Below are 11,273 nucleotides of genomic sequence, written 5' to 3'. Positions count from 1 at the left end.
GATGTGTATAAGAGAAAGGCATAAATCAGGTACGTGCCGGCAACCCTGTTTTTTTTTTTTTTTTTTTTTTTCAAGCAGAAGACGGCATACGAAATGAGCGCTAGTCTCGTGGGCTCGGAGATGTGTATAACAGACAGCACTTGACCAGCACCGCGCCATGGTAAGGCCACGGAGCGTGGCGTCGGTCACTCTTGGGTGGACCGCTCCCCCACGCGCGCACCCACACGCGTGGCAGGATGGACAAACGGTCATGAGGGCCCGGCAGTTGGGTACGACGGACGGGTCGGTACGGGGAAGGGGACTCTGGTGGACGGGCTCAACAAGGGGCTTCGCAAGGTCGAGATCGCGGTGCGGTGGGATCCCAGCCCGGCGGGGCAGCCGTCCACCGACCTGGATCTGGTCGCGGCGACCTACCTGGCGGACGATCCGCACGGCGACCCCGCATATGTGGTGCACTTCGACAGCCGCTCGCCCGACGGCACGATCACTCTCAACCGCGACAGCAAGGACGGCCAGGGCTTCGGCTACGACGAAGTCATGACCCTGGAACTCGACCGGCTCGATGTCCGGTACGCGCGCGTGGTGGTCGGTGTCGTCATCCAGCAGCACCCGGCGGAGCGCACCTTCGTCAGTGTGAGCAACCCCGGGTTGCGTATCCGCGAGGGGTACACCGTCCTCACGGAGGACGACTTCGGGAGTGTCCTAGGGGCAACTGCGGCGACGGTCGCGGAGTTCGCCCGCGAGGGCTCCGGCCCGTGGAACTTCCGCGCCGGCCTGCGTGGTTTCGAGGGCGATCCCGTGGACTTCACCACCACGATGGGTGCGGCACAGCGCCCCTGAGCCCCCCGCCGACGAGGCAGGCAAAGCGGCAGGGGCACCGCCCGCAGGCGGTGCCCCTGCCGTCATCGGCTCAGGCGTTCGGCGTCAGCTGCAGCCGCTGGTCGAGCCGCAGCCCTCGCAGATGTAGCAGGAACCGGCGCGCTGCATCTTCGTGCCGCAGGAGAAGCACAGCGGGGCGTCGGCCTGAATGCCCAGCTGCATCTCCACCAGTTCGGCGCTGGTGTGGGCCTGCTGCGGGGCGGGCTTGGCCGCCTCCTCTGCCTTCGGAGCGGTGACGGCCTTCAGCTCCTGGGCGCGCGGCGCCGACTGCGCCAGGCCCTCGACGTCGACCTCGTCCTCGGACGGCTCGTACGAACCGGTCTCCAGGTGACGCTGACGCTCCTCGGCGGAGTGGATGCCGAGCGCGGAGCGCGTCTCGAAGGGCAGGAAGTCCAGCGCCAGGCGGCGGAAGATGTAGTCGACGATCGACTGCGCCATCCGCACGTCCGGGTCGTCCGTCATACCGGCCGGCTCGAAGCGCATGTTCGTGAACTTCGAGACGTACGTCTCCAGCGGCACGCCGTACTGGAGGCCGACGGAGACCGCGATGGAGAAGGCGTCCATCATGCCCGCGAGGGTCGAGCCCTGCTTGGACATCTTGAGGAAGACCTCGCCGAGACCGTCGTCCGGGTAGGAATTGGCCGTCATGTAGCCCTCGGCACCGCCGACGGTGAAGGACGTGGTGATGCCGGGACGTCCCTTCGGCAGGCGCTTGCGGACCGGGCGGTACTCGACGACCTTCTCGACCGCGGTACGGATGGTCTCCTCGACCTTCTCCGTGATCTCTGCCTTCTCCTTCTCCTTGGTCTTGGCGGAGAGGGGCTGACCGACCTTGCAGTTGTCACGGTAGATCGCGAGCGCCTTGACGCCGAGCTTCCAGGCCTCGAAGTAGATCTCCTCGACCTCCTCGACGGTCGCCGTCTCCGGCATGTTGACCGTCTTGGAGATGGCACCGGAGATCCACGGCTGGATCGCCGCCATCATGCGGACGTGGCCCATCGGGGAGATGGCCCGCTCGCCCATGGCGCAGTCGAACACCTCGTAGTGCTCGGGCTTGAGACCGGGGGCGTCGATCACATTGCCGTTCTCGGCGATGTGGGCGACGATCGCCTCGATCTGCTCTTCCATGTAGCCCATGCGGCGCAGGGCCTGCGGGACGGTGCCGTTGACGATCTGCATCGAGCCGCCGCCGACGAGCTTCTTGAACTTGACCAGCGCGAGGTCGGGCTCGACACCGGTGGTGTCGCAGGACATCGCCAGGCCGATGGTGCCGGTCGGGGCGAGCACGGACGCCTGGGAGTTACGGAAACCGTTCTTCTCGCCGAGGCGCAGCACGTCCTGCCACGACTCGCTGGCGGCGGCCCACACCGGGGTGTCCAGATCGTCCATGCGGACGGCCTTGTCGTTGGCGTCCGAGTGCTGCTTCATGACGCGCTTGTGGGCGTCGGCGTTGCGGGCGTAACCGTCGTACGGGCCGACGACCGAGGCGAGTTCGGCGGAGCGGCGGTAGGCCGTACCCGTCATCAGGGAGGTGATGGCGCCGGCGAGGGAGCGGCCGCCGTCGGAGTCGTAGGCGTGGCCCGTAGCCATTAGCAGGGCGCCGAGGTTGGCGTAGCCGATGCCGAGCTGGCGGAACGCGCGCGTGTTCTCACCGATCTTCTGCGTCGGGAAGTCCGCGAAGCAGATCGAGATGTCCATCGCGGTGATGACCAGCTCGACGACCTTCTGGAAGCGCTCGGCCTCGAAGGACTGGTTGCCCTTGCCGTCGTCCTTCAGGAACTTCATCAGGTTCAGCGAGGCCAGGTTGCAGGACGTGTTGTCCAGGTGCATGTACTCGCTGCACGGGTTCGACGCGGTGATGCGGCCGGACTCGGGGCAGGTGTGCCAGGTGTTGATGGTGCCGTCGTACTGGATGCCGGGGTCGGCGCAGGCCCAGGCGGCCTCGGCGATCTTACGGAAGAGCGACTTGGCGTCGACCTCCTCGATGACCTCACCGGTCATCCGGCCGCGAAGGCCGAACCGGCTGCCCTGCTCGACGGCCGTCATGAACTCGTCGTTGACGCGGACCGAGTTGTTGGCGTTCTGGTACTGGACGGACGCGATGTCGTCGCCGCCCAGGTCCATGTCGTAGCCGGCGTCGCGCAGGACGCGGATCTTCTCTTCTTCCTTGACCTTGGTCTCGATGAAGTCCTCGATGTCCGGGTGGTCCACATCGAGGACGACCATCTTGGCGGCGCGGCGGGTGGCGCCACCGGACTTGATCGTTCCTGCGGAGGCGTCGGCGCCGCGCATGAAGGAGACCGGGCCGGAGGCGTTGCCGCCGGAGGACAGCAGCTCCTTGGAGGAGCGGATCCGGGAGAGGTTCAGGCCGGCGCCGGAGCCGCCCTTGAAGATCATGCCCTCTTCCTTGTACCAGTCGAGGATCGACTCCATGGAGTCGTCGACGGACAGGATGAAGCAGGCGGATACCTGTTGGGGCTGCGGCGTGCCCACGTTGAACCACACGGGGCTGTTGAAGCTGAAGATCTGGTGCAGGAGGGCGTAGGCCAGCTCGTGCTCGAAGATCTCGGCGTCGGCGGGCGAGGCGAAGTACTTGTAGTCCTCGCCGGCCTTCCGGTACGTCTTCACGATGCGGTCGATCAGCTGCTTGAGGCTGGTCTCGCGCTGCGGGGTGCCCACGGCACCGCGGAAGTACTTGCTGGTGACGATATTGACCGCGTTCACCGACCAGAAGTCAGGGAACTCGACGCCGCGCTGCTCGAAGTTGACCGAGCCGTCGCGCCAATTGGTCATGACGACGTCACGACGCTCCCAGGTCACCTCGTCGTAGGGGTGGACCCCAGGCGTGGTGTGGATGCGCTCGACACGCAGGCCCTTGCTCACCTTGGGGCTCTTGGCGCGGGAACTCCGTGCCGGACCGCTCGCCGTCTCTGTCATGCCGCCTCCCTGTACGGGCGAAAACGCCCTGAAGTGCCCCGTTGTTCCCGTGGCACGGTGTTCTGTCTGGTGTTGCGGGCACCCACTCACATCGCCCGCAACAGGTTTTCTCGCCGCCGCCCGGCCGGGCCCGGAGCTGCCTTCCGGGTCCGGCCCACAGGTCAGTCGGCGGCGCCTGCGGGCTCGGGGACCTGTTCCGCCCCTTTGGGCCCGCGGTCGTCTTCCTGGCTCTCCGCAGCCGCGTCATCGCGGTCTTCGTCGTCCGCGCCGGTGTGGCCCGTCTGCGCCCTGAGTTCCTCGATGGCCGCCTCGAAGTCGTCCAGCGAGTCGAAGGCCCGGTAGACGGAGGCGAAGCGCAGGTAGGCGACGAGGTCGAGCTCCTGCAACGGGCCGAGTATGGCCAGCCCCACGTCGTGGGTGGTCAGCTCGGCGCTTCCGGTTGCGCGCACCGCTTCCTCGACCCGCTGGCCGAGCTGCGCCAGCGCGTCCTCGGTGACGGGCCGCCCCTGGCACGCTTTGCGCACACCGTTGATGACCTTCGTACGGCTGAAGGGCTCGGTGACTCCGGACCGCTTCACCACCATGAGCGAGCACGTCTCCACGGTCGTGAAACGACGGGAGCAGTCAGGGCACTGGCGACGCCTGCGGATCGACGTGCCGTCGTCGGTCGTACGACTGTCGACCACACGGCTGTCGGGGTGCCTGCAGAAGGGGCAGTGCATGAACTCCCAACCCTCCTCACAGCAGACTCAATAGCCTCGCCGGGTCTCTTGCGCCCCACGAAGCAGCCCCAAGCATAGGCGATGACCATGAGCCTCGAGACCCGGGGGACCACAACTTCTGGGCTGCTGATGCAATCCAACCACTACATGTGGGGATTGGCTCATACATCCAGGCGGCTCCCGCGTGTCGCGCGACTAGGCGCAGGTGACGCGTGACGGCCGAGCCGCATCGACCCCGTGGGCCCCTGGAGCACCGTCACCGACGGTTCCGCCCGGGACACAGCCGCACCCGTTCCCGCACAGCCGTATCGCCGCGCCGCATGCGGAGATACCGTGGGCGCCGCGAGGAGGGGACGTGCGACTCCCGCACAGATGAGGGCTGGTCCCGGGACAGGGGAATGCCGGATGGCAGACTGAGGCACAGTCCATGAGGTGATCAACCCGGCGGTGAAGAGTACAGCAATGGGCCGTTTTGCCCGCCAGGTCGCGTGGCTGCCAATACACCCGGGCACATGATCGCGTCCGGTGATTCGCGATTTTTCACTCGAACGTGTGTTTGGCGCAACCTTTCGAAAGCAACTACCGTTGTCCAGCAGGGAGACCATCGAGAGGGGCCGACGTGACCACCACCGCAGACAGTGCCGCCATTGCTGCCCAGGACCGCTCCCAGGGCCGACTGGAGCCGGTGCATGCGATGAACGAAGCCACGAACCCTGAGGGGCAAAAGCGCTCCCTGCCGGGCCGACCTCCGGGCATCCGGGCGGACAGCTCCGGACTCACCGATCGCCAGCGCCGCGTGATCGAGGTCATCAGGGACTCCGTTCAGCGACGGGGCTACCCGCCGTCGATGCGGGAGATCGGTCAGGCCGTCGGCCTCTCCAGTACCTCCTCCGTCGCACACCAGCTGATGGCCCTCGAGCGCAAGGGCTTCCTGCGCCGTGACCCGCACCGCCCGCGCGCCTACGAGGTGCGCGGTTCCGACCAGGCCGCCTCGGTGCAGCCCACGGACACGGCGGGCAAGCCGGCGGCGTCATACGTGCCGCTGGTCGGCCGGATCGCCGCCGGTGGTCCGATCCTCGCCGAGGAGTCCGTCGAGGATGTCTTCCCTCTCCCCCGCCAGCTCGTCGGCGACGGTGAGCTGTTCGTCCTGAAGGTCGTGGGTGACTCGATGATCGAGGCCGCGATCTGCGACGGTGACTGGGTCACGGTGCGCCGTCAGCCGGTCGCCGAGAACGGCGACATCGTGGCCGCGATGCTCGACGGCGAAGCCACCGTCAAGCGCTTCAAGCGCGAGGACGGCCATGTCTGGCTCCTGCCGCACAACGCGGCCTACGAGCCGATCCCCGGCGACGACGCAACCATCCTCGGCAAGGTGGTGGCCGTGCTGCGGCGCGTCTGACAACGCGCACCCCGTCGGGTGGGCCCATCGGGCCCGCCCTCTGACCGGGCCCCGGGACCCCTGCGCCGGTTCCGGGGCCCTGCGCTGTCCAGGGCCGGCCGCCGCCGGACCCGGGCGAGCTCCGAAGACGTGTGAGCTGTGGGGGTGGGCCGTGGCCCACCCCCACAGCTCACACGTCTTCCGTCTGCTTCGCAGCCGCGTCGATAGCCGACAGCGACTTCCGAACCTGGTTGCGGTCCGTCGTGAACCAGAAGTCGGGCAGTGACGCCTTCAGGTAACCCCCGTACCGGGCCGTCGCCAGACGCTGGTCGAGGACGGCGACCACCCCGCGGTCGCCCGACGCCCGTACGAGACGGCCGGCGCCCTGGGCCATGAGGAGTGCCGCATGGGTGGCGGCGACCGCCATGAAGCCGTTGCCGCCCGCGTCCTCGACGGCTTTCTGGCGGGCGCTCATCAGGGGGTCGTCAGGGCGCGGGAACGGAATCTTGTCCATGACGACCAGCTGGCAGCTGGGACCCGGGACATCCACGCCCTGCCAGAGCGACAGCGTGCCGAAAAGGCACGTCTTCGGATCGGCCGCGAAGTTCTTGATCAGCTCGCCGAGTGTCTCCTCGCCCTGCAGGAGGATCGGAAACTCCGGGATCCGGGAGCGCAGCTCCTCGGCAGCCAGCTGGGCGCCCCGCATCGAGGAGAACAGGCCGAGGGTGCGGCCGCCTGCCGCCTGGATCAGCTCCGTGAGCTCGTCGAGCATGTCCGCGCGATCGCCGTCCCGCGCGGGACGCGCCAGGTGCTTGGCGACGTACAGGATGCCCTGCTTGCGGTAGTCGAAGGGCGAGCCGACGTCGATGCCCTTCCACTGCGGGACATCGTCGCCTTCGGTGCCCTCGGGGGCGAGGCCCAGGGACGCGCCGACGCCGTTGAAGTCGCCGCCCAGCTTCAGCGTCGCCGACGTCAGGACCACGGAGCGGTCCGCGAAGAGCTTTTCCCGCAGCAGCCCGGAGACGGACATGGGGGCGACCCGCAAGGAGGCACCGAACCGGTCGTGGCGCTCGTACCAGACCACGTCCCACTCGGAGCCGTTGGTGATGCGCTCCGCCACGTCGTGCACGTTCTCCACGGAGGCGAGGGCCTGCTTGCGGACGGCGTCCTCGTCCTGGACGGACTTGTCGCGGGTCGCGCCGATACCGGAGATGACCGTGCGACACGCGTCGCGCAGCGCCATGAGGGCATACCCGAGGTCCTCAGGAATCTCCTCCAGACGGCCCGGCAGCGCCAGCTCCATCAGCCGTTCGAAACCCTCGGCGGCGGTCTGGAGCTGGTCGGCCGCCTTCTCGTTGACGAGTTTCGCGGCACGGCGCACGGCGCGGTTGACCTGGCCGGGCGTGAGCTCGCCGGTGGCGACTCCGGTGACCCGGGAGACCAGTTCGTGCGCCTCGTCGACGATCAGCACCTCGTGCTGCGGGAGGACAGGGGCGCCTTCGGTGGCGTCGATCGCGAGCAGCGCATGGTTGGTGACGACGACCTCGGCGAGCTTGGCCCGCTCGCGGGCCATCTCGGCGAAGCACTCGGCGCCGTAAGCGCATTTCGAGGCACCCAGGCACTCCCTCGACGACACCGACACCTGCGCCCAGGCCCGGTCCGAGATGCCGGGCGTGAGGTCGTCACGGTCGCCGGTCTCGGTTTCGTCGACCCAGTCACGCACCCGCAGCAGATCCTGACCCAGCTTGCTGGTGGGCGCGGCGGCCTCGAACTGGTCGAAGAGACCCTCTTCCTCGTCCTGCGGGACGCCTTCGTGCAGCCGGTGCAGGCAGAGGTAGTTCGACCGGCCCTTGAGCATCGCGAATTCCGGACGACGGCGCAGCAGAGGGTGCAGCGACTCGACGGTTCTCGGCAGGTCGCGCTCCACCAGCTGGCGCTGCAGGGCCAGGGTGGCGGTCGCGACGACCACCCGCTCGCCGTGCGCCAGCGCGGGCACCAGGTAACCCAGCGACTTGCCGGTACCGGTGCCGGCCTGGACCAGCAGGTGGGAGCCGTCGTCGATCGCTTCCTCGACGGCTTCGGCCATGGCCACCTGACCGGGGCGCTCCGTACCGCCGACGGCAGTGACGGCAGCATGCAGGAGTTCGGGGAGTGAGGGCTTCGTCATAGCGCGACCACCCTACGACCCTGCACTGACAAACGGGTGATCAAGGCGCGGGCGGGGGACGGGATCAAGATCGTGGGCTCCTGGAGGGTGTGCGGGTAGACGGGTTGCCGTGCGGCCGAGGTCGTGGCGAAGCCGCTCAAAGATTCGCGCGGCAATGGGAACTGCGGCGGCACGGGCTGCGTTCAATGAGTGATGGAGTGGTGACACAGCGCTATCGAAGGAGCCGGAGGGATCGGTCTCGGACCATGAGGGCGGCCCGCTTGGCGGGCAGGTCGACCTCGGCGGAGAACCGGAAGCCGGCGGTCAGGCAAGCGGCGATGGAGGGGGTGTTGCGAATGTCGGGTTCCGCGATGACGCGTGCGCAGGAGGGGCGCCGCGCGAGAACGAGATCGGCCACGGCCCGGAGCAGCAGACCGCCGAGGCCACGCCCCCGGTCCGCGACTGCACCGACCAGAAGGTGGATCCCCGTGTCATGAGGCCGGGCCGGGTAGTGACGGGCCAGCGGGTCGAGATCCGCCCGATAGATCTCCCAGTAGCTCATCGGTGTTCCGTCCAGTACGCCGACGCACGGCACGCTGCGCCCGTCACCGGCGAGCTGGGTCCGCAGGTGGTCCTCGGCCACGTCCCGCGGTCCGGACAGCTCCCAGAACGCCGCGGCTGCGGGGTCGTTCATCCAACGGCTGATGAGCGGGAGGTCTCGTTCGATGCGCGCGGGGACGAGGCGGAACACACCTGCGGGCGTGTCGACCGGGCCCCATTCGGCGACGCGGTCGAGGAGGTCGTCGGGGAGATCGTCGTGGTGGGGGACGGCGAAGGGTCGGGACGGGTCACCCGGCAGGGCGGTGGGAACGGAAGGTTGCGATGCGTCCTCGTCCCGCCTGCGGACTCCTCCCAGACCGTCAGGTGCATCGACCGCCTGAACTGTGTCGGCCGCAACGAGCGCGACGAGCTCGTCCGGGAGCCGCAGGTCCATGGTGTCCTCGCTGTGCGCACCCGCGCGGGCCGGACGCCCACCGGACTCTGCGCCGGGAGCCGATACGGATCCGCTACCGGCACCGGAGATGGCACGGTGCCCGTTTCCGGCAGCCACGTCAGCCATGACAGGGGCGGTGATACCGGTCGCGGTGACCGGGTCGGAGGGAGGCACCGAACGCTCCTCTCGGAAGGGGGTGGGGCATGTGCTCGGGGCTGAGATGAAGGAGGTCAGTCGTGGTCGGCATCGATCAAGGTGATCAGGAGCGCAGGGGGTTGGCGATGGTCACATAGACGGACTGGCCGTCGACCGGGCCGGCGAGTTCGTCGAGACCGTGCAGCCGTGTCAGCAGGTTGGCCTTGCAGCGCAGGACGGGTGAGTCGAGCAGCCGGCCGGGCAGCGAGGTCCGCAGCCGGGCCGGACCGGAGGCCGCGGTTCCGAGGAAACGGCGGAAGGCGGCGATCAGCAGCCGCTCGTCGGCCAGCCCTTGGGAGCCGAACGCGCCGATGAGGCCGAACACGTTGTTGACCACCAGGTAGTACACGAGTCGCTCGTCGGTGACGTCGTCGCCTACGAACGTGTCGCTCCGCTCTCCGATCCCGGGCAACCGGGCGTCGAGGTCCGCTCGCCGGGACTCGCGGAAGTAGTAGCCCTGGTTGTCGCGGTATCGGCCTCCCGTGGGCCAGCCGTCTGCGTCCAGCAGAAGCAGGGTGTTCTGCTGGTGTGCTTCCAGGGCGATGCCGGCCTCGCCGTCCAGCCAGAGGACGGGGCGCACCACATGAGCGAGGTAGCGCAGAAACCACTCGGCGGCGACGGCTCCGCGGGGTCGGCCGGTGCGTCGGGCGAGACGCGTGACGACCTCGGCCAGCCGGGACCGCAGGGGCGGGTCGAGCTTGGCCGGGTGGTCTGGCGAGCTCTCCGGCACGGTCGGCGAGGGCGGGCGCGGGGAGACGAGGCCTGCGACACAGGAGACATCGTCCGGGGAGCTGAACGGGTTGTGGCGGATCACCACGTCCAGTCCGGGCACCGGGGTTCCGTCGGGTGTGTCGACGGCGAGCCAGGCGGGGTCCCGGACGATGTCGAAGTCCGGGTGCACGGCCTGCCACTGCCGCGCGAGGCCGCTGCGGAGCAGTCGGTGGACCTCGACGCCACGATGGAGTTCCTTGCGGAGGTTCTCACGGCGGGAGTTGGTGATGCGCAGGCCCAGCGAGAGCTTGAGCATCGCGGGGGCATGGGGGCGGTAGACGGTTCGTACGGAGGAGGTGGGATGCCAGTGAGGGCCGCTGCTGCCGAGATCACGGAGCAGTCCGGCGTCGAGCAGGGCAGCGGTATCGGGACGGTGCCGGATCTCGTGTGCCTGCCAGGGGTGCAGGGGCAGCAGGACGTACCCGTCCGGCAACACCGGTGTGGAGCCGGCGAGGCGGGTGGTGAGCCGGGAGGCTGCGACAGGGCGGCCGCGTTCGGTCCAGGAGGAGTCGGTGACGAGGACGGAGGGAGCGACAGCCATCCAGTGCAAAGGGAAGGAGCCTCGCGACTCGGGCGAGTACAGGGCTGCCTGTACCTCGGTTAGACCGTCGCGGCTCTTTGGGGTCGGGTGCAAGGGGTGTCCGAGGAGGAGTGCCTGCTCCGCGGCCAGGAAGAGGTCGGGGCCGTCGGCCGGTCGTTCCCGGCGGGCGGTGATGAAGCCGGCGACCCGTCGGAGGGAGTCGGCAACGCCCGCGATGAACTCGGTGCCCTCGTTGAAGCCGGTGGTGGTCGAGTTGGGCGTGGCCATGGGGAAGGAGTCGTGTGCGCGGTCGTCACCGGAGCCGTCTGCGGACATCTCCCGGCTGAGTAGGACGGCGAGTGTCAGGGCATCGGCCGGTGGGGCGCAGTCGGGAGCGCCGGCCAGACGAGGAGCGCCGAAGCGGTGCCAGCCCGTCGGAGACCAGTAGCGGACCGGGGCGAGCAGGGCTGTGCCGCTGGCGGGAAGGGGAATGCGCAGGATGCCGTCGGCGGGGGCGGACTGGTTGGTCTCGCGTGCCCAGCAGCGGAGCAGATTCTCCGTGGCGGCGACCTCGGCGACGGTGTGCGGGTCGGGAGCCGTCAGGGGGTCGGGGCCGTGGCCCTCGGTCAGACCCTGGGCGGGTTTCGCCATCGGCCGCTGATGAGGGACCCGCGGGTTCGGTGACATCCCCGATGGCCGGGCGCCGACGGAGCCTTGTCCAGGCGTCGGGG

General features: G+C 68.7%; 7 protein-coding genes. 2 read left to right on the top strand and 5 right to left on the bottom strand.

Translation table 11 applies throughout. The features are described 5' to 3' along the window. Positions 1-306 precede the first annotated feature (306 nt). Positions 307-840, top strand: coding sequence for a TerD family protein (locus C1J00_RS28475; protein WP_102911870.1), 534 nt, complete (start codon positions 307-309; stop codon positions 838-840). A gap of 84 nt (positions 841-924) precedes the next feature. On the opposite strand, the gene C1J00_RS28470 is transcribed toward C1J00_RS28475, so the two are convergent. Both C1J00_RS28470 and nrdR read right to left on the bottom strand, forming a co-directional pair. Further along, a complete protein-coding gene (locus tag C1J00_RS28470; RefSeq protein ID WP_102911869.1) occupies positions 925-3,816 on the bottom strand; it encodes a vitamin B12-dependent ribonucleotide reductase in 2,892 nt (963 codons plus the stop codon). A gap of 161 nt (positions 3,817-3,977) precedes the next feature. Continuing rightward, positions 3,978-4,538, bottom strand: a complete 561-nt coding sequence (gene nrdR / locus C1J00_RS28465) for a transcriptional regulator NrdR (RefSeq protein ID WP_102911868.1) — start codon at positions 4,536-4,538, stop codon at positions 3,978-3,980. 619 nt (positions 4,539-5,157) lie between these two features. Here nrdR and lexA point away from each other — a divergent pair. Next, the gene (lexA, locus tag C1J00_RS28460) at positions 5,158-5,937 is read left to right on the top strand and encodes a transcriptional repressor LexA (RefSeq protein WP_102911867.1); all 780 of its coding nucleotides are present in this window, start codon (positions 5,158-5,160) and stop codon (positions 5,935-5,937) included. Positions 5,938-6,106: 169 nt separating this feature from the next. Here lexA and C1J00_RS28455 read toward each other — a convergent pair whose 3' ends face one another. The 3 genes from C1J00_RS28455 to C1J00_RS28445 all read right to left on the bottom strand — a co-directional run. Further along, positions 6,107-8,083, bottom strand: a complete 1,977-nt coding sequence (locus tag C1J00_RS28455) for an ATP-dependent DNA helicase (RefSeq protein ID WP_102911866.1) — start codon at positions 8,081-8,083, stop codon at positions 6,107-6,109. Positions 8,084-8,294: 211 nt separating this feature from the next. Next, the gene (locus C1J00_RS28450) at positions 8,295-9,230 is read right to left on the bottom strand and encodes a GNAT family N-acetyltransferase (RefSeq protein WP_245936540.1); all 936 of its coding nucleotides are present in this window, start codon (positions 9,228-9,230) and stop codon (positions 8,295-8,297) included. A gap of 85 nt (positions 9,231-9,315) precedes the next feature. Then, a partial coding sequence (locus C1J00_RS28445) for an IucA/IucC family protein (RefSeq protein ID WP_439333442.1) occupies positions 9,316-11,273 on the bottom strand: 1,958 nt, incomplete at its 5' end.

Source organism: Streptomyces cahuitamycinicus (genome assembly GCF_002891435.1).
GTDB lineage: Bacteria > Actinomycetota > Actinomycetes > Streptomycetales > Streptomycetaceae > Streptomyces > Streptomyces cahuitamycinicus.
The sequence above is the reverse complement of the archived record's forward strand: the minus strand, read 5'-3'. Positions and strand labels throughout refer to the sequence as shown.